The sequence below is a fragment of the Pseudomonas sp. PONIH3 genome (genome assembly GCF_002934345.1).
In the GTDB taxonomy this organism is placed as follows: domain Bacteria; phylum Pseudomonadota; class Gammaproteobacteria; order Pseudomonadales; family Pseudomonadaceae; genus Aquipseudomonas; species Aquipseudomonas soli.
This window is the reverse complement of the sequence record NZ_CP026386.1, coordinates 1,235,661-1,260,497: the sequence shown is the minus strand read 5'-3', so window position 1 is coordinate 1,260,497 and position 24,837 is coordinate 1,235,661. Positions and strand designations below refer to the sequence as shown.

Sequence of the window (24,837 nt, the reverse complement as noted above, 5' to 3'; positions counted from 1 at the left end):
AGTTGGCTGCCGGCTAGCAGTCATTAAGCCAGGCGGCTTGCCAGAAGCTCGATAAACGCCCGCACCTTGACCGGTCGAAAGCGGGCCGTTGGAAAGACCGCATGGATCTCGCCTCGGGGCAGCGACCACTGCGGCAGCACTTCGATCAGCCGGCCTGCTTGCAGGTCAGGTTCAGCCACATAGTCCGGAAGGACCGATAGCCCGGCCCCGAGCAGCGTGGCTTCGCGCACTGCCAAGGTGGCGTTGAGCGACAGGCTGGCTTTCATCTCCACTGTTTCGCGCTGCGAGGCACCCTTGGCAAATAGCCAACGGGTCGGTTCTCGCAGCGCCAGGTTCGCCACGATCGGCAACTCGGCCAGATCCGCCGGGGCCTGCAGTTTGTCCACTCGCGCTTGCCACTGAGGGCCGGCCACCAATCGTTGCGCAAACTCGCCGATTCGCCGTGCCTGCAGATGTTGCTCGGTAATCCAGCCAACACGAATGGAAAGGTCCAGATCGTTGGCGCCCAGATCCAGGGTATGGTCGCTGAAGTGTGCCTCGACCTTGCACTGCGGATATCGCTGCGAGAATGCGGTAATGGCCGGCACCACGACACCGATGCCGTAATCGAAAGGGGCGGTCAGGCGTAGGGTGCCCGTCGGCTCGCTGGCGGCTTCGGACAATTCCTCGAAAGCCTCTTCAGCCTCCTTGAGGATCAATGCACAGCGGTGATAGAACTGTTGACCCGCCTCGGTGGTGCGGACTTTCCGCGTGCTGCGAACCAGCAGTGTGGTGCGACAGTCGCTTTCCAGTCGCGCCACCTGCTGGCTGACCACGGCCTTGGTGATGCCGAGGCGCTCGGCAGCGGCGGTGAAGGAGCCGGTTTCGACCACCGCGGTGAAGTACGCAAGCCTGTTCAGGCTGGAAGCGCCGGTCATTGATTTACCCTTGATGTATGCCAATAACATACAGTGTGTTTATTTTGTATGCGTTTAAATGTCAATTCGCGCGCTATAAGATTCGAGGCATTCCCCTCAAGGCGCGTCACTATGAACAAGACCCTGGTTTACCTCTACGATCCACTGTGCGGCTGGTGCTACGGTGCAGGGGGACCGCTGCCTCAGGTTCTCGAATCCACGGGCATTGCGTTGCGCCTGATACCGACGGGGCTGTTTTCTGGCAGCGGTGCTCGCGCCATGGATGATGACTTTGCGGCCTACGCCTGGAGCAACGACCAGCGTATCGAGCGCCTGACCGGGCAGGTCTTCAGTGAACGCTATCGTGACCAGATACTCGCCGACCGTCTTCAGGGGTTCGACAGTGCTCCGTCTACCCTGGCGCTCAGCGCAGTGAGCCTGACTTCGCCTGAGCACGAGTTCGAAGCGCTCAAGGCGATTCAGGCGGCGCGCTATGTCGATGGCCTGGACGTGACTCGACTGGAGACGTTGACAGCAGTGCTGGAGGACTTGGGTCTGGATGCCGCCGCGCAGCGGCTGACGTGTCCGGATTCGGGCTTGCTGCAGGCCAACGATGATCGTGTGGGGCAGGGGCGTGCCTTGTTGCGTCGCGTGGGCGGTCGAGGCGTGCCGACATTCGTTCTGCAACAAGCGGACAGCGCCATGCAGTTGTTACCTGCCAGCGCTATCTTTTCAGATCCGCAGGCTTTCATTCGCGAGCTGAACGTGGGGGTAAATCCATGAGCAGGAGCAACCTGGACATCATTCGAGCCTCGTACGAAGGCTCAGCCGAACAGAATGGCCGTAATCTTCTGGCAGCACTGGCTGCGGACGTGACCTGGACCGAGGCGGCTGGCTTCCCTTATGCCGGTACCTATGTCGGCCCCCAGGCGATCATGGAGGGTGTGTTTCATCGTCTGGCCACCGAATGGGATGGCTACCAGGCCAAGGTGCATACCTATCTGGCCGAGGACGACCGCGTCGCCGCCTTTGGCGTCTACTCGGGCACCTATCGCAAGACCGGGAAGGCGATGACTGCTAGCTTTGCCCATCTGTACCGGCTGAACAACGGCAAGATCGTCAGCATGGAGCAATACGTGGACAGTGCGCAGGTCAACGCGGCGCTTACCTGAGCCGTTTCACGGTCGCCGTCGGCTCCAGGCGCAGGCCGCTGCAGGGCGGCCTGCGCTGACAGACAATTATTTGCCCGAAGCGTCCTGCTCGACCACCAGGTCCAGCACATAGACCTGCGACGAAGCGTCGGCCGGCGGGTTCTTCCATTCGTATTGCTTCACACGCACCACGGTACGCACGCCATCACGGTGCTCGTAGCCCTCGATGGACTGGTACAGCGGGTGCCAGTTGTCCTGGGTCGGCAGTTGCAGGCCAGCGTCGTCATAACGGCGCTCGCGCACTTGCAGGCACTGATAGTTGGGGATCAGCGGATGGCTGCACTTGACGGTCTTGGCGGCAACTTCCAGGAACTTGGTCTCACCTTTGCTGCCATAGCGGGTCTCCGGAGTGGGTTCGCCTTGGAACTTCAGCACCGAGCCGTCCTGGGTGGTCAATTGCAGCACAGGTGCATGAGTTTCGCCGCTGAAGGCTGCACGCAGATCACCTTTCAACTGGCGTCCGATCTCGGCATCCAGGTCCATCAGGCGCTTGTCGCAGGCCATCATGGTCGAAGCCAGTTGCTGCACCTTCAGGACACCGTTCTGGTAGCTGTAGCCACCGAACTGGTTGTTGCAGCCACCGCTGATGTTCAGGCGCTGGTCACCGAAATTCAGGCGCAACTTGCGCTCGTTGCTTGTGGCCAGGGCTGCGATAGGCTTGCCGGCTGCATCGCTGGCCGATGCCAGGTTCCAGTAGTAGGCCGAGAGCTCAGGCTGGGTTGCGGCAGACGAGGTGGTGGCCGGCATGGAAGGCGTCCCTTCATGGGAGGTGGAAGCCGGGGCACATGCCTGGAGCAGGGCGGCACAGACGGCGACGAGGAGGATGTTATGTTTCATGATGCGCTCTTTCAGCCTTGAAAAAATGAGGGCGCCGTCCTCGAAAGAGGGAGGCGCGCGCCAGTTGAACCGGGGTTCGAGGTCGATTCAGGCCACTACCATTAATGGCGCTCACGACCTCGGCGGTAACCGATGGCAATCGGACAGCATTGACCCGACCTGGGTTCATAAACCGGGCGAATAATAAATGTTACGAGATCTTGCGCCATGGTCATGGCTTCGCGCACCAATGCGGATAACCGAAATCCAGCAGAATCTGGCCCGTGGCAAGCCGCTTCCTCCGGGTATTGCCAAGACGCTCGATGCTCGGCTTCTGGACCAGCTGCCGCACTCTGACGGCTACGAGTGGATGCAGGCGGGTGAGGACCTGATCCTGGTAACCGTTGCCCCAGGCGAGATTCACGAACTGCTCAAGGGTGCCTTCGACTGAGCGGGCAAAGAAAGGCCCGCTGGGGAGTGCGGGCCAAGGATGTTTCACGGATGAGGCTCCACCTTGGCACAGCGGAAGTGAAAATGTTGTCAACGAACGAACAGGGCGCTGATGAAGGCCCAGAAAAAAGAAAACCCGCCAGACCGGCGGGTTGAACAGAACGTATCGAAGCCAAGCCAGTCTGCCTTCTCGATTGTCAGAATTTCGTGAAGGCCACAGGTTGGAGGGGCTTAGTAACCGTTACTGAATTTTTCATCAATCTTGCGTCTTTCCAAGGCGTAATGCTTGGGATCGATTTCTTCAGAGATCAACCTGGTGTCGAGCGCATCCATCTGGCTTTTCTTCATGCGTGAAACATGGGCACAGGTGGCCTGGTAGTTGATCGATTCGGCCGCGTTGTAGCCACTGACTGGGTCCCAGAAGATCGAGACAGGCCACAGCAGCAGGTTGGCGACGCCATAGCCATAGGCACGGCCGTAGAATGAACCACCACCGGGCAGCAGGCCCAGGGCTGCTGCGGCACCTGGGCTTTTCTCCCTCACTTCGAGATTCTGCGCACGGTAGTAGCCGAGCTCCTGTTCCTGCACGGAGTTCAGGCCGCTGGCGCACCCGGTGGTCAGGGCGATGAGGCTGGCGGCGATCAGATGACGAGCAAATTGCATTGCGGATTCCTAGGCGTTTCAGTGATTTACCTCGCAGTCCAAGGCAAGGCGGCGGAATCCTACCTGAGATGATGGCACTATGCCTTGATTTATTGCATTCAGATGAATGTATCGACCTGGCGGTGAAATAAATCGAGCTGGCTGATCACACAGGTCGAAGCGTCCGTTGGGGGCGTGCTGTCACTGAAATCCACCTGGTTATAGACGCCGCCATGGAAGTTGAATGTTCGCTCACTCCAGCTCGCGGCCATTTTCAGCATCCCGCTGCTGCCGGTGCGGCCGGTGCAGGCGGCCGACACCGTAGCGGCGCCTGTCGCAGTGACCTCGATGGTGATGTCGAAAGGCATGCCCAACGGCACATCGGCCAGGACGGTGCTGCTGGTCGGTGTCACCTGATTGAAGTCCTGGCGAAAACCGAGGGTGATCTTCCCTTTGTTCCAGAACACCTTGATCGCCGGGCTGTCGTCATCTTTTACATGCATTTGCGCGATCACCACCTTCTGTGCCGAGTTGACCCGCTCCAGCACCATGCGTTGGTGATTGACATGCCGGCCGGCGCTGGCCAGCGTCCAGTAGACCGCTTCCTTCCACTCGCAGCGGGTGCGATGGGTGCTCTTGCTCGCCGCCCCTTTGGTCGGTGCGTTCATGCGCACGGCGCCATCGGCCAGGCGGCTGATCACCTGGGGCAGGCTGGCGAGTGCCTGGACGCCGGTCAATTCCAGCGCCACTGGGTTGCTGGATGACTTCGCCACTGGGGTAGTGATGATCAGGTTGTCGATGTTCACGATCATGCTGAAAACCTCCTTGATGATATAGATCCTGTACCGCATGCGAGCTCTGAAAGGGCACTCGGTTCATCGGGCGAGGGAGGCCCAGGCAAAAAAATGCCCGCCAGGGCGGCGGGCAAAGAACGTTTTTGAAGGGAGAGCCTGCACTGTGCGCCTGGTCGGTTAAGCCGGGGTTAAGTGCCATGAGGATTGACCCGGTGAGCCGATACGCCTATACAGGCCTGCCGTTGTTACCGGAGCCTGTAATGCACGACGAAGACGATCTGCACGAACCTGAGCACGACCATCTGCTCGACCCAGAATTCCACGAGGGCTACGACCCCGAGGCGGATGCCTACGGGGCTCTTGATGAAGTCGAGGAGGACGAAGAGTCACTCGACGACTTCGATGAGGAAGAGGACCACCCGGCCTGGCATGACGACTGCGACGACTGATGTCGACGCGAGTCCTCAGCGGCGGTCGAGGGAGAACCGTCCGGGACCGCTGACGGCCAGCAGCAGCAAACCGCCAATGATGCTGAGGTTCTTCAGGAACTGGGTCATGTTGGCGCTGCGCTCAGGTTCGACCATGTTCCAGAACGGATGACCGATCAGTGCGGTGCCGAGCACGAAGAGGGCGAACAGCAAGGCCAGGGGACGGGTGTAGAACCCCAGGATCAACAGGATGCCGACCAGCAGCTCCATGATCACGGCGATCGCCGCAGCCAGCATCGGCGCGGGGGCACCCAGTGAGGTCATGTAGCCCACCGTGCCTTCGAACCCGGTCAGCTTGCTCCAGCCGGAGAGCACGAACAGGATCATCAGCAGGATGCGGGCGAGCAGCAGAATGAAGTCGCGTTGACCGTCGAGCAGGCTATAGCGCATGGCGGCGCTCCAGTGAACAGGGACAGGTTCCACTCTAGCAGCTGCGCGGCGGATTTCCGGCGTGTACGAAAAAGGCGCCGCAAGGGCGCCTTCATCGACAGAAGATGGTGCGAGTGGCGGGACTCGAACCCGCAAGGCTCACGCCGACAGATTTTAAGTCTGCTGTGTATACCAATTCCACCACACTCGCACGATTGCTGGCGCGCTTCATGGCAGCAAGGCCCAGGCAATCAGGCGCGCTTTATAACCCATTGTTATAGAAGCGTCAACCAGCCTAATGTTCAGGGTTCGATAGCACGCGCGATATCGCGCATCTCACAGGCGCTATGGCGCAGGTCATCGACGTGCCCACCCATGGCGTGCGCATCGGCTTGATGAATCGAATGACGCAGGTAACGGACATGGCCGTCCAGCGCCTGGCTCAGTTCATCGAGTTCGCTGGCGCTGCGCATCAGGTCGTCCTGCAGCCCTTGCATGCGAAGGTTAAAGGTCATGATGGTTCCTGTGGGATCCGGGGCGCGGGCACTATAGTTCAATTGACAGGATGCTGCCATTGCGCCACTGTCGCGCATTGGATCCAACCAGGCCTGTTGCCATGTCATCGCTTTCCCCTGGCCCGGACGCAACGCGGCGTATCCGCCCGAAGTTGTTCTGGCGCCTGCTGTTCCTGCTGGTCTGCCTGCTGGCGGCGTTCCTGTATGCGGGCTTCATCAGCCTGGGTGGTTACCTGCTGATGCTCGGCTTCGACCAGGAGGCTGCCCAGCCCAGGCGCTTGCTCGCCTTTGCAGGCGCAGCGCTGATCCTGTTGGTGGGGGGGTGGCTGCTCAAGGTGGCGATGCCGCGCAAGCTGGTGCCGACCGTGGTGGAACGCGAGCGCTGACGATCGTCGTATAAGGGGCAGTACAGGCTGGACTTTTGACTACGCTCAATATGTCCTTTCGCGGTGCTTGTGGAGCTCGCATGGTTTCGACAGACCGCCCCACCCATTCGGTGATGTCAGAGGCACGCTACGAGCAGTTGGTCCAGGCGGTGGTGGACTACGCCATCTATATGCTCGACCCAACCGGCCATGTGGTGTCCTGGAACGCTGGCGCGCAGCGGATCAAGGGCTACGATGCCGATGAGATCATCGGCCAGCATTTCTCGCTGTTCTTCACCGCCCAGGATTGTGCCGACGGCCGCCCGCAACGCTTGCTGCGCCAGGCACTCGAAGAAGGCAAGGCGCAGGACGAAGGCTGGCGCGTGCGCAAGGACGGCACGCAGTTCTGGGCGCTGGCGGCGTTGGATGTGATTCGCGACGCACAAGGCGAGGTCATCGGCCTGGCCAAGGTCACCCGCGACATCACTGATCGCCGCGAGTCGGCCCTGCAGCTCGATGGCATGCGTGCGCAACTGTTCCAGGCGCAAAAGCTCGAGGCCCTGGGGCAACTCACCGGGGGCCTGGCCCATGACTTCAACAACCTGCTGACCATCATCCTCAGCTCTGCGCGGCTTGCCAGCAGCAGCCAGGATCCGGCACGCGTGAGGCGCTTGCTCGAGCATATCCTCGATGCCGGCCAGCGCGGCACCCAGTTGACTCAGCAACTGCTCAGCTTTGCCCGGCATCGGCAACTCAGCATCACGCGCATCGTGCCGGCCGAGGCGATCGATATCATATGTGGGCTGGCGGAGCACGCATTGCCCCGGGAGATCGAACTGCTACCCCAGGTACAGCCTGACTTGCCGCTGATCGAGGTGGACGCCGGGCAGTTGCAGATGGTCTTGCTGAACCTGGTGTTCAACGCCCGCGACGCCATTGCCGCCACCGGGCAGATCCGTCTGGTGGTCGAAAGTGTGCAGTTGTCCGGGGAGGTGGATGGGTTGTACGGGCAGTTCGTGCGCTTCGATGTGCGTGATGACGGCCAGGGCATCGACCCGCAGGTGCTGCCTCGGATCTTCGAGCCATTCTTCACCACCAAGGCCTTCGGCAAGGGCACTGGCCTTGGCCTGAGTCAGGCCTATGGCTTCGCCCGGCAGAGCAATGGCATGATCGAGGTGTCCAGCCGGCTTGGCGAGGGCACCTGTATGAGCTTGTACCTGCCAGCCCGGACGGGCCCCGATTCGCTTTCGACCGACGGATAGACAGCCATGGTAGAGCAACTGAAGCGACTGGCCACGGGCATCGAGGGGCTCGATGCGCTGCTCAAGGGTGGGCTGGTGGTCGGCGCCTCTTATATCGTTCAGGGGCATCCCGGCTCGGGCAAGACCATCCTGGCCAACCAGCTGGCGTGCAACCATGTGCGTGAGGGTGGTCGGGTCCTGGTGGCGACGTTGCTCAGCGAGTCCCATGAACGGTTGTTCCAGTATCTGTCGACCCTGAGCTTCTTCGACGCGGCGCTTGTAGGCGACACCATCCAGTTCGTCAGCGCATTCGACACCCTCGAGCAGGACGGCCTGGACGCGGTGGTCAGGCTGTTGCGCCAGGAAATTGCCCGGCAGCAGGCCACCCTGCTGATCGTCGACGGGCTGCTTAATGCCCGCTCCAGGGCGGAAACCAGCCTCGACACCAAGAAATTCGTCTCCGAACTGCAGGGGCATGCGGCGTTTGCCGGCTGCACGTTGCTGCTGCTGACCAGTGCGCGGCTGGACGAGGGTAGCCCCGAGCACACCATGGTCGATGGCGTTATCGAACTTGGCGAGCACCTGGTCGGCAGCACGGCGGTGCGCCATGTCCAGTTGCGCAAGACGCGTGGCAGTGGCGCGTTGTCCGGGCGCCACGAATGCCTGATCACGGAGGCGGGGTTGCAGGTCTACCCGCGCCTGGAGTCGCTGTACAGTCGCCCCAGCCAGGCAGGGGCGCAAACCCTGAGCCGGGTCGCCACGGGTGTTGCCGACCTCGATGCCATGCTCGGTGGCGGACTGGCCGAGGCGTCGGTGACCCTGCTGATGGGGCCATCAGGCGTGGGCAAGACAGCGCTGGGCATCGCGTTCCTGGCCGCTTCGACCAAGGCTGCGCCGGGGCTGCACTTCGGTTTCTACGAGACGCCGGCGCGGTTGCGCTTGAAGGCTTGCGCGCTGGGCTTCGACCTGCCGGCACTCGAGCGTGAAGGCAGCGTGCAACTGAGCTGGCAATCGACCACCGAAGGCCTGCTGGACCAACTCGGCGCCCAGCTGTTGGCGCAGGTCGAGGCGCTCGGGGCCAGGCGTGTGGTGGTCGACAGCCTGGGAGCGTTCGGCCGACTGGCCCTTGAGCCCGCCCGTCTGAATGCCTTTTTCCGCGCGCTGACCGGCGAATTGCGTGCCCGTGGTGTGACAGTGCTGCTGACCTGGGAGATGCGTGACATCTTCGGTTCGGAGATCACCGCGCCGGCCCCCGACCTGTCGAGCATCGTCGACAACCTGATCCTGATGCGCTTCGCCGAGCTTGACGCGCAACTGCACCGGGCCCTGTCGGTCATCAAGGTGCGTGACAGCGACCACGACCCTGCCCTGCAGGCGTTGAGTCTTGGACCAAATGGCATCAGCCTCGCGCGAGCGTTCGATGGTGCCAGTGGCGTGCTCAGTGGTTCGGCGACACCGCCGGGAGATCGGTGATGGGGTGAACACTATCCTGGTCGTCGATGACGAGTACCTGATTGCCGACATCCTCGGTTTTGCCCTGGAGGATGAGGGTTATCTGGTTGAAAAGGCGAGCAACGGGCGCAAGGCCCTGGAGGCCTTGAAGGAAAAGCGCGTGGACCTGGTAATCACCGACTACATGATGCCGGTGCTCAATGGCGAAGAACTGCTGCAGGCCATACGTGAAGAGCTGGAACTGGCGGACCTGCCGGTCATTCTCATGAGCGGCGCCCAGGCCAGCCAGGGCCGGGCCTGCCCCGGGAAGTTCGCGGCCGTGTTCGACAAGCCATTCGACATGGACCGGATGATCGCCACGGTGCGCGAATTGCTGGGCACCTGAGATTCAGGAGAGGCTCCCCGCATGGGCGGGCAATCGATCAGGCGCATCCGTGCGGCATGATGCGGTTGGCTTGCGGGTTACTCGTCGTTGCTTTTTTCGGGCGCGGGGCTACCGGCCTGGATACGCTTGTAGATCTCTTCACGGTGCACCTGGACATCTTTCGGTGCATCGATACCGATCCTCACTTGCATCCCCTTGACGCCCAGAATGGTGACTTTGATGTCATCGTCGATGACGATGCTTTCGCCAACCTTGCGGGTGAGTATCAGCATGTAGTTCTCCTTGGTGATGTAGAAAACCGCCGAGCCAGGTGCTCTGCGGTGGGAGCCTGTCCCTCTTCCTTCTCATTAAAGACGCTTTCGGCGGATAGTAATTCCCCGCCAGACAAATTCTGTCGTCGATCTTTAGTTGCAGGCGCCAGTGGGGCTGCGGCACAACCCCGCGGCAAGGTGCTCGATGGCAAGGATAGGGTGCTTGGTGCCATATGGGAAATTTCTCTATTCGATGAAGTAAATAGTGACCGTCAATGTTCGTCTTGGCGCTCGAGCATCTGCAGGAAACGCAGTAATGCCACTTCTTCGATTTCCAGCCCCTTGCGTGGGCGTGCGCGGGGCAAGGCAGACAGGCGCCCAAGGTGGAAATGCTCGAGGACTGCGGGATGGATGTAGCAGCGTAGGCAGACCGCTGGCGTGTTGCCCAGGCGCGTGGACACTTGGCGGACGATGGCGGCGACCTGGCGGCGAGCCTCGCTATCGGGTTCCCAGGCTAGCGGCTGGAGCAGGTTCAGCGCCAGGCTGCTGCCGGCCCAGGTGCGGTAGTCCTTGGCCGTGAAATCGGCACCGGTCAACTGCTGGAGGAACTGGTTCACCTCGGTGGACCCGATGCCATGGCGCTGCCCCTGTTCGTCCAGGTACTGAAACAAGGCCTGGCCGGGCAACTCCATGCAGCGCTTGACCAGGCCGGCCAGGCGCCGGTCGGTGAGGGTGACGTTGTGCTCGACGCCGCGTTTGCCGCGGAACTGGAAGCGGATACGGCTGCCCTTGACCTGCACATGGCGGGTGTCGAGGGTAGTCAGCCCGTAGGAGCGGTTCTGCCGCAGGTACTGGCGGTTGCCAATGCGGATCAGCGTGGTGTCGAGCAGGCTGATCACCAGCGCCATGACCTTCTCTCGCCCCAGGCCGGGGCAAGCCAGGTGGGCGTCCAGTTGCTTGCGCAGCCTCGGCAGTACCTCGGCAAAAGCCAGCATGCGTGCATATTTATGCTGATCGCGCACTTCGCGCCATTGCGCGTGGTAGCGGTACTGCTTGCGCCCTCGGGCATCGCGGCCGGTGGCCTGCAGATGTCCTTGGGGGTCGGCGCAGATCCACACGTCGGTGTAGGCCGGAGGGATCACCAGGGCGGCGATGCGCGCCAGGGTTTCTTCATCGCGCACCCGCTGGTTCCCGGCGTCGAAATAGTGAAAGCGGTCGCGCCAGCGTCGGCGGGTCAGGCCGGGTTGGCTGTCATCGACATAATGCAGGGCGGCAGGCAACGGGCAATCGGGCATCGGCGCAGTCCATCGAGAACACTCTTGCTGCAATGGACAGCATTGGCCGCGACATTGCTCAGCCCAACAGCGCCACCGACTTTATCTGCGCACACAGCAACTGGCCTGGGCGTACATCGAGCTGGTCCGCCGAATAGCGCGTGATGCGCGCCAGCAGCGCAGTGCCAGAGGCATCCAGGCTGATCAGCACATGGGCCGGGTTTTCCGCCGGGTGGCATTCGCGTACCCGGACCGGCAGGCGGTTGAGAATGCTCGAGGCCCCCTGCGCAGCCAATGCCAGGCTGACATCCCGGGCCTGGACCTGCAGGCGCAGGGTGCTCCCCACCTGCAAGGCGGGGTGGGCGATCCGCAACAGTTGCCCGTCCGCGCCTGGCAGGCGCAGGTCAAAAAGCCCATAGTGCGGGTCGTGGCCCACCACCACACCTTCGAGCACCACTCCGGCATCCTCGCCCTGGGCCAACGGCAGGTCCAGGCGGGCCAAAGTCTCGCCGATTGGCCCGCTGGCCAGCGCCTTGCCCTGCTCGAGCAGGACCAGGTGGTCGGCCAGGCGCGCGACTTCGTCCTGGGCATGGCTGACATAGATCAGCGGGATATCCAGCTCGTTGTGCAGGCGCTCCAGATACGGAAGGATTTCGCGCTTGCGCGCGCTGTCGAGGGCCGCCAGAGGCTCGTCCATCAGCAACAGTCGCGGGCTGCTGAGCAAGGCTCGGGCGATGCCGACCCGTTGTGCCTCGCCGCCGGACAGCGTGGCCGGCTTGCGCGCCAGCAGGTGGCTGATACCCAGCAACTGGCATGCCTGTTCCTGGCTGATTTTACGGGCCTGGGGAGCAATCCGGCGCCAGCCAAACTCCAGGTTGCCTTGCACCGACAGGTGCGGGAACAGGCTGGCCTCCTGGAACACATAGCCGACCGGGCGTTGGTGTGGTGGGATGAAGCGCCCGCGGCTGCTGTCCTCCCAGACCTCGCCATTGATTTCGATGTACGCGCTGGCGGCCCGTTCCAGGCCGGCCAGGCAGCGCAGGCACGAGGTCTTGCCTGAGCCGGAGTGACCGAACAAGGCACTGATGCCGCGACCGGGCAGCTTCAGGTCGACGTCGAGGGTGAAATCGTCACGCGCGAGCTTCAGGCGTGCCTTTATCGATGCGCTCATTTCAGCTCCAGCCTGGTTTGCCACGGCGGCCGGCATAGAGCATCAGCAGCACCAGGAACGAGAACACCAGCATGGCCCCGGCCAGCCAGTGGGCCTGGCTGTATTCCATGGCCTCGACGTGATCGAAGATCTGCACCGAGACCACGCGGGTCTTGTCGGGAATGTTGCCACCAATCATCAGCACCACGCCGAACTCGCCGACGGTATGGGCGAAACCGAGGATGCTGGCGGTAATGAAGCCGGGGCGAGCCAGGGGCAGCACCACGTTGACGAAGGTGTCCCACGGGCTGGCGCGCAGCGTCGCGGCCACTTCCAGGGGGCGCTGGCCGATGGCGCCGAAGGCGTTCTGCAGTGGCTGCACCACGAAGGGCATCGAATACACCACCGAGCCGATCACCAGCCCGCTGAAGCTGAACACCACGCTGCCCAGGCCGAGGGCCTGGGTGGCTTGGCCGATCCAGCCATGGGGGCCGAGGGCCAGCAGCAGGTAGAAGCCGATTACCGTCGGCGGCAGCACCAGGGGCAGGGCCACCACCGCGCCGATCGGCCCGCGCAGCCATGAGCGGGTACGCGCCAGCCACCAGGCGATGGGCGTGCCCAGCACCAGGAGGATGGCGGTGGTGAGGCTGGCCAGCTTGATGGTCAGCCAGATGGCACCCAGGTCACTGGCGTCGAGGGGCATCAGAGCTCATAGCCGTAGGACTTGATCACTGCGGCGGCTTTCGGGCCCTTGAGGTAATCGATCAAGGCCTTGGCGGCGGGGTTGTCCTTGCCTTTGTTGAGGATCACCGCATCCTGGCGGATCGGGTCATGCAGCTCGGCGGGCACGATCCAGGCCGAGCCTTCGCTGACCTTGCCGTCCTTGTAGATCTGCGACAGCGCGACGAAGCCCAGCTCGGCATTGCCGGTGGAGACGAACTGGAAGGCCTGGGTGATGTTCTGGCCCTCGACGATCTTGGCCTTGGTCGCTTCGGTCAGCTTCAGCTTGTCCAGCACCTGGGTGGCTGCCAGGCCATAGGGCGCGGCCTTGGGGTTGGCGATGGACAGGTGCTTGTACTCGTTCTTCTTCAGCACGTCACCCTTGGCGTCGACATAGCCTGGCTTGGCCGACCACAGCGCCAGGGTGCCGATGGCATAGGTGAAGCGCGAGCCTGCAACGATTTCCTTTTCCTGTTCCAGCTTGGCCGGGGTGCTGTCGTCGGCGGCGAGGAATACCTCGAATGGCGCGCCGTTCTTGATCTGTGCGTAGAACTGGCCGGTGGCGCCGTAGGCAGCGACCAGCTTGTGGCCGGTGTCCTTCTCGAAATCCTTGGCGATGGCCTGGATGGGCGCTGTGAAGTTGGCCGCGACGGCGACCTGGACTTCATCGGCCCAGGCGCTGTTGAGGCAGATCAGGCTGGCAAGGGCGCTGGCGGCCATATGGGACAAGCGAATACGCATGAAGACGGCTCCTGGGGATTATCGTTATGTTGCGAAATATATAGCGATAAGCCGTCTTTCGGGAAGGGGCTGGCATGATTCACCGTGGGGCAAGCCTTGTCGTGGCGCTGCGTGGCAGCGGCGCACGGCCGCTCCCACGCAGATGATGCTGAACGCTAGCGGCCGCGCGCAGTTCCGCGATCATCGCTACGCCGCCAACCGCCCGCCGGCAATCGCCTCCGACGCCGCCAGCATTGCCCGCAGCAGTACCGCGCAGCCGGCCGCGAGGTCCTCGGGGGCGGCGTTCTCGATTTCGTTGTGACTGATTCCGCCCTCGCACGGCACGAAGATCATCCCGGCCGGGCCCAGCTCGGCGAGGAAGATTGCGTCGTGCCCGGCGCCGCTGACGATGTCCATGTGCGCCAGGCCCAGGTTGCGCGCCGAATCACGCACCGCCTCGATGCAGCCTTTGTCGAAGTACAGGGCCGGGAAGTCGGCGGTGGGCACCAGGTCGTATTCCAGCCCGTGCTTGGCCGTGGTGGCCTCGATCACCTGGCGCACCTCGGCGATCATCGACTCCAGTCGCTGGCCTTCCAGGTGACGGAAGTCCAGGGTCATGCGCACTTCGCCGGGGATCACGTTGCGCGAGCCGGGGTAGGCCTGCAGGCAACCGACGGTGCCGCAGGCATGGGGCTGGTGGGCGAGGGCGGTGCGGTTGACCGCCTCGACCACGGCGGCGGCACCGACCAGGGCGTCCTTGCGCAGGTGCATCGGGGTGGGGCCGGCGTGGGCCTCGACGCCGCGCAGGGTCAGGTCGAACCACTTCTGGCCGAGGGCGCCGAGCACCACGCCGATGGTCTTGTGCTGGTCTTCGAGGATCGGGCCCTGTTCGATATGCGCCTCGAAGTAGGCGCCGACCGGGTGGCCGGACACGGCGCGGCTGCCGGCGTAGCCGATGGCGTTCAATGCCTCGCCGACGCTCACGCCCTGGGCGTCGCGCTTGGCCAGGGTCTGCTCGAGGGTGAACTTGTTGGCGAACACCCCCGAACCCATCATGCACGGGGCGAAGCGCGAGCCTTCCTCGTTGGTCCACACCACCACCTCCAGCGGCGCTTCGGTTTCCACGCCGAGATCATTGAGGGTGCGGATCACCTCCAGCCCGGCCATCACGCCGAAGCAGCCGTCGAACTTGCCGCCGGTGGGCTGGGTGTCGATATGGCTGCCGGTCATCACTGGCGGCAGCTTGGCGTTGCGCCCGGGGCGGCGGGCGAAGATGTTGCCGACCGCGTCGATGCTCACCGTGCAACCGGCTGCTTCGCACCACTGCACGAACAAGTCGCGGGCCTGGCGATCAAGATCGGTCAGCGCCAGGCGGCATACGCCGCCCTTGGGCGTGGCGCCGAGGCGGGCCAGCTCCATCAGCGATTGCCACAGGCGGTTGCTGTCGATGTTGCGTTGGCTGGATTGCAGGATTTCCTTGGCGGGGATGGTCATGGGGTGTCTCCTCAGGCTGTTATTTTTACCATCACGTGGGAGCGGGCTTGCCCCGCGATGCGGCGCATCAGGGCATCGGCTTGGCCAGCCGCGCCGGGCCGCGCACCGCGATGCCGCCGAGGGCGTAGTAGAGCCCGCCGCCGAGCAGCGAGCCGGTGAACCAGCCGTAGTCGTAGAACCAGCTGAAACTGCTGTTGCCGATGGCCATCACGGTCAGCGCCACCGGTACGCCGAAGGCGATGAACCCGGCCCAGTTCCACGCCGGATACACGTCGTCGCGGTACAGCCCGGCGAGGTCCAGCTGCTGGCGGCGGACCAGGAAGTAGTCCACCACCATGATCCCGGCGATCGGCCCGAGCAGGCTGGAATAGCCCAGCAGCCAGTTGGAGTACACGCTCTCCAGGCTCAGGTCGGAGACGATCCAGCCGAGCTTCTTGAGCAGCTCGTGGCCCATCAGCGCCAGGCCGATGAAACCGGTCAGCCAGACCGCGCGGCTGCGCCCGATCAGGCGCGGGGCGATGTTCTGGAAGTCGTTGGTGGGCGAGACGATGTTGGCCGCGGTGTTGGTCGACAGCGTCGCGATGATGATCAGCGCCATGGCCAGGGCCACCCAGCCGGGGCTCTGGATATGGCCGATCAGGCTCACCGGGTCGGACACCGTCTGGCCCACCAGCGAGGCGGAGGCGGCGGTCATGATCACGCCCAGGGCGGCGAACAGGAACATGGTCAGCGGCAGGCCGAAGATCTGCCCGAGAATCTGGTCCTTCTGGCTTTTCGCATAGCGGCTGAAATCGGGGATGTTCAGCGACAGCGTGGCCCAGAAACCGACCATGGCGGTGAGCCCGGCGCAGAAGTAGCTGACCACGCTGGCGCCCTCGGGGCGTTTGGGCGGCTGCGCCAGCAGCTCGCTCATCGACATGTGCGGCAGCGCCCAGAACAACAGGCCGACACCGACCGCCACCAGCAGGGGGGCAGAGAGCGTCTCCAGCCACTTGATCGACTCGGCGCCGCGCAGCACCACCCAGAGGTTCAGCGACCAGAACAGCATGAAACCGATCACCTCGCCAGTGCCGCCCAGTGCTTTCCACTCGGGGAACAGCGAACCGAGGAACAGGTGGATGGCCAGCCCGCCGAACATCGTCTGGATGCCGAACCAGCCGCAGGCCACCACGGCGCGGATCAGGCATGGCACGTTGGAGCCGAAAACGCCGAACGAGGCGCGTAGCAGCACCGGGAACGGGATGCCGTACTTGGTGCCGGGGAAGGCGTTGAGGGTCAGCGGGATGAGCACGATGAGGTTGGCCAGCAGGATCGCCAGCAGCGCCTCGCCGACACTCAGGCCGAAGTAGGCGGTGAGCACGCCACCGAGGGTGTAGGTGGGCACGCAGATGGACATGCCCACCCACAACGCGGTGATGTGCCACTTGTTCCAGGTGCGCTGGTGCACCTTGGTCGGGGCGATGTCGTGGTTGTAGCGGGGGCTGTCGAGGACGTCGCTGCCGGCGTCGAGCTCGTACAGGCCATGCTGCTCGACCACATGTGATCTGCTCTGTTGCATGGGGTTCTCCAGGTCTTTTTCTTGTAGTTGTCGCTCATCGGGCTGACGCGATGGCCGGAGTACACACACCACCAGTACTGCACCTCCGGCCCGGCCAGGCGGTTATGGCCTGCGTTTTCAACAAACGTGCCGGGAAAGCCCGCGCCTTCCCGGCGGGCCGCCGCCGACCGGAGGTAACTCACTGACCTGCAAAGGCATTCATCAACACGGCAGGCGAAGCGGGAGCGCCCGCGCATGCCGTCTGTCTGGCCGGTCCATCACCCGCGTGATTCAAACGGGTGCAACCTGGAAAACCACCGGCGCGGCCTGCGCCATCCAGCCAGGAAACAAACACCTGATTTTGCGTAGAAAATCTTGACCAATTTGGCTTCCTGTCAAGTGCGTCAAAATGGTGAGGGGGTGTAACTTTTTGGTGATTTGTTAAATAAACCATTAAAAATCAGTTATTTAGTGTTTTTAATGGTTGCATATATTTTTTCTTGATCAATATCCGATCAGATACTAGCCTCGATTCTTGTCAGGCCTGACAGGATTGATGAACTCACCTCCAGCGCCCGGCCAACACAATTCCAAGAACCGGCCAGAAGACCGGTCAGCCTGCGAGGAAGACGGCATGTCCCTGTTGATCCGTGGCGCCACTGTGGTTACCCATGAAGAGAGCTACCCCGCCGATGTCCTGTGTGCCGATGGCCTGATCCGCGCCATCGGCAAAGACCTCGAAGCCCCCACCGATTGCGAGATCCTCGACGGCAGTGGCCAGTACCTGATGCCTGGCGGCATCGACCCGCACACCCACATGCAGCTGCCGTTCATGGGCACGGTGGCCAGCGAGGACTTCTTCAGCGGCACTGCCGCTGGCCTGGCCGGCGGCACCACCTCGATCATCGACTTCGTCATCCCCAACCCGCAGCAGTCGCTGCTCGAGGCCTTCCACACCTGGCGCGGCTGGGCGCAAAAGAGCGCCAGCGACTACGGCTTCCACGTCGCCATCACCTGGTGGAGCGAGCAGGTCGCCGAGGAGATGGGCGAGCTGGTCGCCCAGCATGGGGTGAACAGCTTCAAGCACTTCATGGCCTACAAGAACGCGATCATGGCCGCCGACGACACCCTGGTGGCCAGCTTCGAACGCTGCCTGCAACTGGGCGCGGTGCCCACGGTGCACGCCGAAAACGGCGAGCTGGTCTATCACCTGCAGCAAAAATTGCTCGCCCAGGGCCTGACCGGCCCCGAGGCACACCCGCTGTCGCGTCCGTCCCAGGTCGAAGGGGAGGCCGCCAGCCGCGCCATCCGTATCGCCGAAACCCTGGGCACGCCGCTGTATCTGGTGCATGTCTCCAGCCGCGAGGCGCTGGATGAGATCACCTATGCCCGGGCCAAGGGCCAGCCGGTGTACGGCGAGGTGCTCCCGGGGCATCTGCTGCTCGACGACAGCGTTTACCGTGATCCGGACTGGGCCACCGCCGCCGGCTATGTGATGAGCCCGCCATTCCGCCCGCGCGAGCACCAGGACGCGCTGTGGGGTGGCCTGCAGTCGGGCAACCTGCACACCACGGCCACCGATCACTGCTGCTTCTGCGCCGAGCAGAAGGCCATGGGCCGCAATGACTTCAGCCGGATCCCCAATGGCACCGCCGGCATCGAGGACCGCATGGCGGTGCTGTGGGACGCCGGGGTGAACAGCGGGCGCCTGTCGATGCACGAATTCGTCGCGCTGACTTCCACCAACACCGCGAAGATCTTCAACCTGTTCCCGCGCAAGGGCGCGATCCGTGTCGGCGCCGACGCCGACCTGGTGCTGTGGGACCCGCAGGGCAGCCGTACCATCAGCGCCCAGACCCACCACCAGCGGGTCGATTTCAACATCTTCGAAGGCCGCACGGTGCGCGGCATCCCCAGCCACACCATCAGCCAGGGCAAGGTGCTCTGGGCCGATGGCGACCTGCGCGCCGAGCCGGGCGCGGGGCGTTACGTGGAGCGCCCAGCCTATCCGTCGGTGTACGAGGTGCTGGAGCGGCGTGCCGAACGGCAGAAACCGACGCCGGTTCAGCGCTGAAGCAGTTGGGGCTGCTGCGCAGCCCTATCGCCGGCAAGCCGGCGATACGGGCGCAAGGCGCCCCCTGATAACCACACACATGTTCCTGTTGACTGCCATCCCCCCAGAACGGACCGGCGCCTGACCACCGCCGCCTCCAATAAAAACGAGAGAGGCTACAACCGTGATCGATGCCCTGAACCACTTGACGCGCCCCCGCGCCGGCGCCGACCAGCTGGCCGAGGCCTTCAGCGACCTCGCGCCCCCGCTCACCGCCCGTCAGGCCGCTGTCGAGAGTGCACGCTGCCTGTACTGCTACGACGCGCCGTGCGTCAATGCGTGCCCCAGCGAGATCGACATCCCTTCGTTCATCCACCGTATCAGCGACGAGAACCTGCAAGGCGCCGCCGAGCGCATTCTCTCGGCCAACATCCTCGGCGGCAGCTGTGCCCGGGTTTGCCCCACCGAGATCCTTTGCCAGCAAGCCTGCGTGCGCAACAACGCCCAGGAGTGCGCTCCGGTGCTGATCGGCCAATTGCAGCGCTACGCCCTGGATCATGCCGACTTCACCGAGCATCCGTTCCAGCGTTCGCCGGCCAGCGGCAAGCGCATCGCCGTGGTCGGCGCCGGCCCCGCCGGGTTGTCCTGCGCGCACCGGCTGGCGATGCACGGCCACGACGTGATGATCTTCGAGGCGCGGGAAAAGGCCGGCGGTCTCAACGAATACGGTATCGCCCGCTACAAGCTGGTGGACGACTACGCCCAGCGTGAAGTGGAGTTCCTGCTGGGCATTGGCGGAATCGAGATCCGCCATGGCCAGCGCCTGGGCGGCAACCTGTCGTTGGCCGAGCTGCATGGCCAGTACGACGCGGTGTTCCTCGGCCTGGGCCTGGGGGCCGTGCGCCAGCTGGGCCTGGCGGACGAAGACGCGCCGGGCCTGCTTGCCGCCACCGACTATATCCGTGAATTGCGCCAGGCTGACGACCTCGCCCAGCTGCCGCTGGCCGACCGCTGCCTGGTGCTCGGCGCTGGCAACACCGCCATCGACATGGCCGTGCAGATGAGCCGCCTGGGCGCCCGCGACGTCAACCTGGTGTATCGCCGCGGCGAAGCCGACATGGGCGCCACCGGCCATGAGCAGGAAATTGCCAAGCACAACCAGGTACGCCTGCACACCTGGGCCCGGCCCGATGCCGTGCTGCTGGATGATGCCGGGCGCGTGCGCGGCATGCGCTTTGCGCGCACGCAATTGATCGACGGACGCCTGGGCGATACCGGCGAAACCTTCGAGCTGGCTGCCGACGCGATCTTCAAGGCCATCGGCCAGCGCTTCGATGAGCAAGGCCTCGGCGATCCGCTGGCGGCGCAACTGGCCCGCGACGGCGAGCGCATCCAGGTGGACGCGCACATGCGCACCTCCATCCCCGGCATCTACGCCGGCGGCGACTGCACCGCCCTGGGCCAGGACCTCACCGTCCAGGCGGTGCAACATGGCAAGCTGGCCGCCGAAGCCATCCATGCCCAACTCATGCTCAATGTGGAGGCTGCGTAAATGGCCGACCTGTCCATCGTATTCGCCGGCATCAAGGCACCCAATCCATTCTGGTTGGCCTCCGCACCACCCACTGACAAGGCCTACAACGTGGTCCGCGCCTTCGAGGCCGGCTGGGGTGGTGTGGTATGGAAGACCCTGGGCGAGGACCCGGCGGCGGTCAACGTGTCGTCGCGCTACTCGGCGCACTACGGCGCCAACCGCCAGGTGCAGGGCATCAATAACATTGAGCTGATCACCGACCGTTCGCTGGAGATCAACCTGCGCGAGATCACCCAGGTGAAGAAGGACTGGCCCGATCGTGCGCTGATCGTGTCGCTGATGGTGCCGTGCGTCGAAGAATCCTGGAAGTTCATCCTGCCGCTGGTGGAAGCCACCGGCGCCGACGGCATCGAACTCAACTTCGGCTGCCCCCACGGCATGCCCGAGCGCGGCATGGGCGCCGCCGTCGGCCAGGTGCCCGAGTATGTGGAAATGGTCACCCGCTGGTGCAAGACCCATTGCACGCTGCCGGTGATCGTCAAGCTCACCCCCAATATCACCGACATCCGCCAGTCGGCGCGCGCTGCCCACCGGGGCGGGGCGGACGCGGTGTCGTTGATCAACACCATCAACTCGATCACCAGTGTCGACCTGGACCGCATGGTTGCCCACCCCATCGTCGGCGACCAGAGCACCCACGGCGGCTACTGCGGCTCGGCGGTCAAGCCGATCGCCCTGAACATGGTCGCCGAGATTGCCCGCGACCCTGAGACCCGCGGGCTGCCGATCTGCGGCATCGGCGGTATCGGCACCTGGCGTGACGCCGCCGAGTTCATTGCCCTGGGCAGCGGCGCGGTGCAGGTCTGCACCGCAGCGATGCTGCATGGCTTTCGCATCGTCGAAGACATGCAGGACGGCCTGGCGCGCTGGATGGACCAGCATGGCCACCGGAGCCTCGAGGCGTTTCGTGGCCAGGCCGTTGGGCATACCACCGACTGGAAGTACCTGGATATCAACTACAAGTCGGTGGCGCATATCGACCAGGACGCCTGCATTGGCTGCGGGCGCTGCCACATCGCCTGCGAGGACACCTCGCACCAGGCCATCGCCAGCACCCTGAAGGCCGACGGCACCCACGCCTACAGTGTGATCGAGGCCGAGTGCGTGGGCTGCAACCTGTGCCAGATCACCTGCCCGGTGCAAGGTTGCATCGACATGCAGGCGCAGGACACCGGCAAGCCGTACATGAACTGGACGCAGGATCCGCGCAACCCCTATCGCGAGGCGGGTTGAGGTCGCTGGGACGCCGACCTCACGCAGGTCTCTCGTGGGAGATTTGGTCTAACCACTCTGACCACTGCGCAAGGTCTGCTCGATCACCTCGACGAACGCCCGCACCAGCGGACTGCGCTCGTGCCTGCGCGTCAGTACCAGCAGCGGCGCGCAGGCGCCGGGCTCGGCCAACGGCAGGTAGGACACGCCACGCCTGACCAAGGACCGGGTGCACTGCGGTACCACCGCGACGCCGCGGCCCGCAGCGACCAGGGCGATGATCGAGGTGATCTGCCGGCCGCTCGGAGCCGGCCGTGGCGTCAGCCCGTGGCGGCGGTACAGGCCGAGGATGATTTCGTTCAAGCCCGAGCCGTAATCCGCGGGGAAGGTGATCAGCGGCAGTTCGCCGAGCTCGGCCAGGTTGACCTGCAACTGCCCGGCGAGAGGGCTGTCGCTGGGAACGGCCGCGACCAGCGGCTCGTTGTCCAGGCAGATGGCCTGGACCTGAGGGTTGTCGCCCGGCGGGTGCATGCGGCTCATGCCGATATCCAGGCGGCCTTCGAGCAGTTGCGTCCACTGGGTGCTGGAAGCACCTTCCTCCACATTCAACTGCACATCCGGGTACTTCGAGCAGAACGCCTGGATGGTATGGCTGAAGGTGTCCGAGAGGGCGATCGAACTGGCGTAGCCCACCGTCAGTTGGCCGGCCGAGCCCGCCGCCAGCTTGCTGGTGATCGTTGTGGTCAGGTCGACCTGCTCGAGCACGCCGCGAGCGTAGGGCAGCAGGTGACGGCCCGCGGTGGTCAGGCTGACATTGCGGGTGCTGCGGTCGAACAGGCGAAACCCAAGCTCAGTCTCCAGTGCCGATATCTGTCGCGTCAGCGGCGGCTGGGCCATGTGCAGGCGCGCAGCCGCACGGCCGAAATGCAATTCCTCGCTCACAACCAGGAAACAGCGCAGTCGGCGCAAATCCATGATGTTCTTCCTTGAGTATCAATCGGTCGGCAATAGGTATTGGATCCAAAATTCGTCCTACCTTATAAACATGTAAAAATTTTTTACGAGTGTTTGCATGCGTTTTTCCGCCGACTTCCCCCGGATTGCCCTATTTCTTGGCGGATGTGCCGCATTTCTAAACCTGTATTCCACCCAAGGCCTGCTTACTGAATTGACCCGTGCCTTTGCGGTCACGCTGCGACAGGCCAGCTGGAGCATCACCGTGACGATCCTGGTCGTGGCCTTGACCGCGCCTTTTGTCGGCTGGCTGACGGCTCGGGGTGAACAGCATCGGGTCATCGCCGGGGCGGCGCTGTTGCTGGCGCTGCCGGCGTTGTTGGCGGCGTGGGCGGGCAGCTTTGGTGAATTCCTGCTGTGGCGTTCGGTGCAGGGGTTGTTCATCCCGATGGTGTTCGCCACCAGCGTGGCCTACATCGGCGTGCGCTGGCAGGGCGGTGCCGTGACCGAAATGACCAGCGTCTATGTTGCCGGCACGATCTTCGGCGGTTTCTGCGGGCGTTTCCTCACCGGCCTGGTCACCGAGCTTGCCGACTGGCGTGTGGCATTGACGGTCCAGGCAGGGCTCAGCCTGGCGGTTGCGCTGGGCATCGCGCTGCTGTTGCCGCGCAATCCGCCAGCGGCCCGGCGTGAGCCGCTGGCGCTTGGCGAGCTTGCCAGCAGGCCGCTGCTGGGGGCCTATGCCGTGGGGTTCTGTGTCTTGTTCGCCCAGGTCGCGACTTTCACCTATGTGGGCCTGCACCTGAGCGAGGCCCCGTTCGCCCTGGGCACTGCAGCGCTGGGTGCCATCTACGCAGTGTTCCTGCTGGCGCTTGTGGTGGTGCCGCTGGCCGGACGCCTGAGCAAGGCGCGACCCCATGCCGACCTGGTGCGGGTGGCCGGATACCTGGGCATCGCCGGCTCGGCCCTGACCCTTTCCCCGTCGCTATGGTTGATCGTGCTGGGCCTGGCGCTCAGCTCCACCGGCGTGTTTCTCGCCCAGGCCGCTGCCAATGCCTTCATCACCGCCCAGGCACCACGGCAGAAATCCGCCGCGGTCGGTCTGTACCTGAGCTGCTACTACCTTGGCGGCAGCTTCGGCGCCTTCGTGCCCGGCGGCCTGTGGGAACGCTGGGGCTGGGGCGGCTGCGTCGCCCTGATCGTGGTGTTCCAGCTGCTGCCGCTGCTGATCGCGCGGGGCAGCTGGCGGGTGGCGCCGGTCCGCGGGCCGGCGGTCCAGCCATTGCAATGAATCGTTTCCTCAACGCGCTACATCATCATCCAACAAGGAAAAGAGTGAGATGACCGTGAGTAACTTGCCGACCGTGCACAGCCAGTTGCTGAGTGTGATTGAACCGGTGTTGCAGGAGATGCCTGCCGGCGTGCTGAAACAGGCGCTATGGGATGAGTTCCGCAACCAGGAGGCCGCGCTGGTCGACATCGAGGAGGCGTTCCAGGTGCTGACTTCGCGCCGCCATGACGCCGCGGCGTTACGCAAGTTCTTCGCCAGCTGGTCGAAGACCAACAACTCGGCCGCCAGCGTCTCCGGCCTGGCCAATCGCTTGACCCTGCTGGCGCGTTCCGAGCAGGGCAGCGCCGCCGCGCAGCAGATCTACCAGGTGTGCGGCAGCCTGCAGCGAATCACCGACGAGGACCTGGGGGCGCTGGACAACATCTTGCATGCCGACCTGTTCTACAACATGGCCACGCCACTGTGTGGCGACGACCAGTGGCTGCTCAAGGAAAACTGCCTGCCGTCGGCGCAGGCGTTCAAGGACTGGACCGATACCCGCCGTCTGCGTGACCGTGACCTGCTCCAGGGCCTGCTGACCACGCTGGTGCATGAGGTCTACACCCACGGTGAGGTGGAGTACATCCATCCGTTGTACACCCGCTGGTTCGAGCGCGACATGGGGGTCCCGCCCGAGCAGGTGCGCAAGACTGTGGCCTGGGTCACCGTGCACACCGGGGGGACCGAAAGCAATCATTTCGCCCACGCGGTCGAGGCGGTCGAGGTCTTCGTCAAGGCCATGGGCATCGCCGTGGACAGGGCTACGGCCCGTGAAGTCTTTGCCCAATACCTGCAGCGCAAGGCCGAGGTGATGCGCGACTGCGCCGCCTGCCTGATCTGACCGGCTGAGTCCCGCCTGAAAGACGCCTGCCATGTTCCCCGACATGGCAGCGCTTTCGCACGCCTTGCAAACCACCTGCATGG

At 63.9% G+C, this 24,837-nt stretch carries 26 protein-coding genes, 1 tRNA gene and 1 pseudogene; 13 read left to right on the top strand and 15 right to left on the bottom strand.

Annotated features, from left to right (window positions below; genetic code table 11):
- Window positions 1-23: 23 nt before the first annotated feature.
- On the bottom strand, window positions 24-917 hold the full coding sequence (locus C3F42_RS05710) for a LysR family transcriptional regulator (protein WP_023628802.1): 894 nt from the start codon (window positions 915-917) through the stop codon (window positions 24-26).
- A 111-nt stretch (window positions 918-1,028) separates the two neighbouring features.
- Here C3F42_RS05710 and C3F42_RS05705 point away from each other — a divergent pair, with 111 nt between their 5' ends.
- Together C3F42_RS05705 and C3F42_RS05700 are read left to right on the top strand one after the other, a co-directional pair.
- Complete coding sequence (locus C3F42_RS05705; protein WP_094010460.1) at window positions 1,029-1,679, top strand: DsbA family protein; 651 nt, start codon at window positions 1,029-1,031, stop codon at window positions 1,677-1,679.
- On the top strand, window positions 1,676-2,068 hold the full coding sequence (locus C3F42_RS05700) for a nuclear transport factor 2 family protein (protein ID WP_023628800.1): 393 nt from the start codon (window positions 1,676-1,678) through the stop codon (window positions 2,066-2,068). Before C3F42_RS05705 ends, C3F42_RS05700 begins: the two co-directional genes overlap by 4 nt.
- A 66-nt stretch (window positions 2,069-2,134) precedes the next feature.
- On the opposite strand, the gene C3F42_RS05695 is transcribed toward C3F42_RS05700, so the two are convergent.
- A complete protein-coding gene (locus C3F42_RS05695; RefSeq protein WP_023628799.1) occupies window positions 2,135-2,944 on the bottom strand; it encodes an META and DUF4377 domain-containing protein in 810 nt (269 codons plus the stop codon).
- A 244-nt stretch (window positions 2,945-3,188) separates the two neighbouring features.
- Here C3F42_RS05695 and C3F42_RS05690 point away from each other — a divergent pair.
- A pseudogene (locus tag C3F42_RS05690) lies at window positions 3,189-3,374 on the top strand (anti-virulence regulator CigR family protein); the annotation flags it as partial.
- Window positions 3,375-3,604: 230 nt separating this feature from the next.
- Here C3F42_RS05690 and C3F42_RS05685 read toward each other — a convergent pair.
- Both C3F42_RS05685 and C3F42_RS05680 read right to left on the bottom strand, forming a co-directional pair.
- Window positions 3,605-4,036, bottom strand: a complete 432-nt coding sequence (locus C3F42_RS05685) for a hypothetical protein (protein ID WP_104444163.1) — start codon at window positions 4,034-4,036, stop codon at window positions 3,605-3,607.
- A gap of 98 nt (window positions 4,037-4,134) precedes the next feature.
- Complete coding sequence (locus C3F42_RS05680) at window positions 4,135-4,827, bottom strand: polysaccharide lyase family 7 protein (RefSeq protein WP_104444162.1); 693 nt, start codon at window positions 4,825-4,827, stop codon at window positions 4,135-4,137.
- Window positions 4,828-5,069: 242 nt separating this feature from the next.
- On the opposite strand from C3F42_RS05680, the gene C3F42_RS05675 reads away from it, so the two are divergent.
- Window positions 5,070-5,258 (top strand): hypothetical protein, encoded by a 189-nt coding sequence (locus C3F42_RS05675; RefSeq protein ID WP_023628794.1) that lies wholly within the window; start codon window positions 5,070-5,072, stop codon window positions 5,256-5,258.
- A gap of 15 nt (window positions 5,259-5,273) precedes the next feature.
- Here C3F42_RS05675 and C3F42_RS05670 read toward each other — a convergent pair whose 3' ends face one another.
- The 3 genes from C3F42_RS05670 to C3F42_RS05660 all read right to left on the bottom strand — a co-directional run bounded on the left by C3F42_RS05670 (window position 5,274) and on the right by C3F42_RS05660 (window position 6,181).
- Window positions 5,274-5,687, bottom strand: coding sequence for a DoxX family protein (locus tag C3F42_RS05670; protein ID WP_023628793.1), 414 nt, complete (start codon window positions 5,685-5,687; stop codon window positions 5,274-5,276).
- A gap of 105 nt (window positions 5,688-5,792) precedes the next feature.
- Window positions 5,793-5,877 (bottom strand) — tRNA-Leu (locus C3F42_RS05665).
- Window positions 5,878-5,968: 91 nt separating this feature from the next.
- Entirely contained in the window at window positions 5,969-6,181 is a 213-nt protein-coding gene (locus tag C3F42_RS05660; protein WP_023628792.1) for a hypothetical protein, read from the bottom strand.
- 101 nt (window positions 6,182-6,282) lie between these two features.
- On the opposite strand from C3F42_RS05660, the gene C3F42_RS05655 reads away from it, so the two are divergent.
- From C3F42_RS05655 to C3F42_RS05640, 4 genes are all read left to right on the top strand, one after another.
- Entirely contained in the window at window positions 6,283-6,567 is a 285-nt protein-coding gene (locus C3F42_RS05655) for a hypothetical protein (protein ID WP_031314446.1), read from the top strand.
- Between the two features lie 80 nt (window positions 6,568-6,647).
- Window positions 6,648-7,808, top strand: a complete 1,161-nt coding sequence (locus tag C3F42_RS05650; protein WP_023628791.1) for a nitrogen regulation protein NR(II) — start codon at window positions 6,648-6,650, stop codon at window positions 7,806-7,808.
- Window positions 7,809-7,814: 6 nt separating this feature from the next.
- Window positions 7,815-9,260: an ATPase domain-containing protein gene (locus C3F42_RS05645; RefSeq protein ID WP_104444161.1), complete on the top strand. Its 1,446-nt coding sequence runs from the start codon at window positions 7,815-7,817 to the stop codon at window positions 9,258-9,260.
- A 4-nt stretch (window positions 9,261-9,264) separates the two neighbouring features.
- Window positions 9,265-9,624 carry a response regulator gene (locus tag C3F42_RS05640; RefSeq protein ID WP_104444160.1) on the top strand — a complete coding sequence of 120 codons (360 nt, stop codon included), beginning with the start codon at window positions 9,265-9,267 and terminating at the stop codon, window positions 9,622-9,624.
- A 77-nt stretch (window positions 9,625-9,701) separates the two neighbouring features.
- On the opposite strand, the gene csrA is transcribed toward C3F42_RS05640, so the two are convergent.
- The 7 genes from csrA to C3F42_RS05605 all read right to left on the bottom strand — a co-directional run bounded on the left by csrA (window position 9,702) and on the right by C3F42_RS05605 (window position 16,791).
- The gene (gene csrA / locus C3F42_RS05635; protein WP_023628788.1) at window positions 9,702-9,896 is read right to left on the bottom strand and encodes a carbon storage regulator CsrA; all 195 of its coding nucleotides are present in this window, start codon (window positions 9,894-9,896) and stop codon (window positions 9,702-9,704) included.
- Window positions 9,897-10,147: 251 nt separating this feature from the next.
- Window positions 10,148-11,170 (bottom strand): DNA topoisomerase IB, encoded by a 1,023-nt coding sequence (locus tag C3F42_RS05630; protein WP_104444159.1) that lies wholly within the window; start codon window positions 11,168-11,170, stop codon window positions 10,148-10,150.
- Window positions 11,171-11,228: 58 nt separating this feature from the next.
- Window positions 11,229-12,320, bottom strand: coding sequence for a molybdenum ABC transporter ATP-binding protein (modC, locus tag C3F42_RS05625; RefSeq protein WP_038705822.1), 1,092 nt, complete (start codon window positions 12,318-12,320; stop codon window positions 11,229-11,231).
- 1 nt (window position 12,321) lies between these two features.
- A complete protein-coding gene (gene modB / locus C3F42_RS05620; protein WP_038705823.1) occupies window positions 12,322-13,002 on the bottom strand; it encodes a molybdate ABC transporter permease subunit in 681 nt (226 codons plus the stop codon).
- A complete protein-coding gene (modA, locus tag C3F42_RS05615) occupies window positions 13,002-13,760 on the bottom strand; it encodes a molybdate ABC transporter substrate-binding protein (RefSeq protein WP_104444158.1) in 759 nt (252 codons plus the stop codon). Before modA ends, modB begins: the two co-directional genes overlap by 1 nt.
- Before the next feature lie 186 nt (window positions 13,761-13,946).
- Complete coding sequence (locus C3F42_RS05610; protein WP_104444157.1) at window positions 13,947-15,233, bottom strand: Zn-dependent hydrolase; 1,287 nt, start codon at window positions 15,231-15,233, stop codon at window positions 13,947-13,949.
- Between the two features lie 67 nt (window positions 15,234-15,300).
- Window positions 15,301-16,791 (bottom strand): NCS1 family nucleobase:cation symporter-1, encoded by a 1,491-nt coding sequence (locus C3F42_RS05605; protein WP_104444156.1) that lies wholly within the window; start codon window positions 16,789-16,791, stop codon window positions 15,301-15,303.
- 613 nt (window positions 16,792-17,404) lie between these two features.
- Between C3F42_RS05605 and hydA the strand changes: the two genes are divergently transcribed.
- From hydA to preA, 3 genes are all read left to right on the top strand, one after another.
- The gene (gene hydA, locus C3F42_RS05600; protein ID WP_038705825.1) at window positions 17,405-18,844 is read left to right on the top strand and encodes a dihydropyrimidinase; all 1,440 of its coding nucleotides are present in this window, start codon (window positions 17,405-17,407) and stop codon (window positions 18,842-18,844) included.
- Window positions 18,845-19,007: 163 nt separating this feature from the next.
- Entirely contained in the window at window positions 19,008-20,375 is a 1,368-nt protein-coding gene (locus C3F42_RS05595) for an NAD(P)-dependent oxidoreductase (RefSeq protein WP_104444155.1), read from the top strand.
- Window positions 20,376-21,650, top strand: a complete 1,275-nt coding sequence (gene preA, locus C3F42_RS05590; protein WP_094010446.1) for an NAD-dependent dihydropyrimidine dehydrogenase subunit PreA — start codon at window positions 20,376-20,378, stop codon at window positions 21,648-21,650. It abuts the gene before it with no gap.
- A gap of 48 nt (window positions 21,651-21,698) precedes the next feature.
- Here the strand turns inward: preA and C3F42_RS05585 are convergent, their stop codons facing one another.
- The gene (locus tag C3F42_RS05585) at window positions 21,699-22,607 is read right to left on the bottom strand and encodes a LysR family transcriptional regulator (protein ID WP_094010445.1); all 909 of its coding nucleotides are present in this window, start codon (window positions 22,605-22,607) and stop codon (window positions 21,699-21,701) included.
- Window positions 22,608-22,701: 94 nt separating this feature from the next.
- Here C3F42_RS05585 and C3F42_RS05580 point away from each other — a divergent pair, with 94 nt between their 5' ends.
- Window positions 22,702-23,874 carry an MFS transporter gene (locus tag C3F42_RS05580; RefSeq protein ID WP_038705829.1) on the top strand — a complete coding sequence of 391 codons (1,173 nt, stop codon included), beginning with the start codon at window positions 22,702-22,704 and terminating at the stop codon, window positions 23,872-23,874.
- A gap of 49 nt (window positions 23,875-23,923) precedes the next feature.
- Window positions 23,924-24,754: a hypothetical protein gene (locus tag C3F42_RS05575; RefSeq protein ID WP_104444154.1), complete on the top strand. Its 831-nt coding sequence runs from the start codon at window positions 23,924-23,926 to the stop codon at window positions 24,752-24,754.
- Window positions 24,755-24,837: the final 83 nt, after the last annotated feature.

Coding starts and splice junctions, on each gene's coding strand:
- csrA (WP_023628788.1), bottom strand. CDS start 9,896: ATGCTGATACTCACCCGCAAGGTTGGCGAAAGCATCGTCATCGACGAT.
- C3F42_RS05660 (WP_023628792.1), bottom strand. CDS start 6,181: ATGACCTTTAACCTTCGCATGCAAGGGCTGCAGGACGACCTGATGCGC.
- modA (WP_104444158.1), bottom strand. CDS start 13,760: ATGCGTATTCGCTTGTCCCATATGGCCGCCAGCGCCCTTGCCAGCCTG.
- C3F42_RS05655 (WP_031314446.1), top strand. CDS start 6,283: ATGTCATCGCTTTCCCCTGGCCCGGACGCAACGCGGCGTATCCGCCCG.
- C3F42_RS05605 (WP_104444156.1), bottom strand. CDS start 16,791: ATGCAACAGAGCAGATCACATGTGGTCGAGCAGCATGGCCTGTACGAG.
- C3F42_RS05575 (WP_104444154.1), top strand. CDS start 23,924: ATGACCGTGAGTAACTTGCCGACCGTGCACAGCCAGTTGCTGAGTGTG.
- hydA (WP_038705825.1), top strand. CDS start 17,405: ATGTCCCTGTTGATCCGTGGCGCCACTGTGGTTACCCATGAAGAGAGC.
- C3F42_RS05705 (WP_094010460.1), top strand. CDS start 1,029: ATGAACAAGACCCTGGTTTACCTCTACGATCCACTGTGCGGCTGGTGC.
- C3F42_RS05685 (WP_104444163.1), bottom strand. CDS start 4,036: ATGCAATTTGCTCGTCATCTGATCGCCGCCAGCCTCATCGCCCTGACC.
- C3F42_RS05610 (WP_104444157.1), bottom strand. CDS start 15,233: ATGACCATCCCCGCCAAGGAAATCCTGCAATCCAGCCAACGCAACATC.
- C3F42_RS05670 (WP_023628793.1), bottom strand. CDS start 5,687: ATGCGCTATAGCCTGCTCGACGGTCAACGCGACTTCATTCTGCTGCTC.
- modB (WP_038705823.1), bottom strand. CDS start 13,002: ATGCCCCTCGACGCCAGTGACCTGGGTGCCATCTGGCTGACCATCAAG.
- preA (WP_094010446.1), top strand. CDS start 20,376: ATGGCCGACCTGTCCATCGTATTCGCCGGCATCAAGGCACCCAATCCA.
- C3F42_RS05630 (WP_104444159.1), bottom strand. CDS start 11,170: ATGCCCGATTGCCCGTTGCCTGCCGCCCTGCATTATGTCGATGACAGC.
- C3F42_RS05695 (WP_023628799.1), bottom strand. CDS start 2,944: ATGAAACATAACATCCTCCTCGTCGCCGTCTGTGCCGCCCTGCTCCAG.
- C3F42_RS05700 (WP_023628800.1), top strand. CDS start 1,676: ATGAGCAGGAGCAACCTGGACATCATTCGAGCCTCGTACGAAGGCTCA.
- C3F42_RS05645 (WP_104444161.1), top strand. CDS start 7,815: ATGGTAGAGCAACTGAAGCGACTGGCCACGGGCATCGAGGGGCTCGAT.
- C3F42_RS05650 (WP_023628791.1), top strand. CDS start 6,648: ATGGTTTCGACAGACCGCCCCACCCATTCGGTGATGTCAGAGGCACGC.
- C3F42_RS05580 (WP_038705829.1), top strand. CDS start 22,702: ATGCGTTTTTCCGCCGACTTCCCCCGGATTGCCCTATTTCTTGGCGGA.
- modC (WP_038705822.1), bottom strand. CDS start 12,320: ATGAGCGCATCGATAAAGGCACGCCTGAAGCTCGCGCGTGACGATTTC.
- C3F42_RS05680 (WP_104444162.1), bottom strand. CDS start 4,827: ATGATCGTGAACATCGACAACCTGATCATCACTACCCCAGTGGCGAAG.
- C3F42_RS05710 (WP_023628802.1), bottom strand. CDS start 917: ATGACCGGCGCTTCCAGCCTGAACAGGCTTGCGTACTTCACCGCGGTG.
- C3F42_RS05675 (WP_023628794.1), top strand. CDS start 5,070: ATGCACGACGAAGACGATCTGCACGAACCTGAGCACGACCATCTGCTC.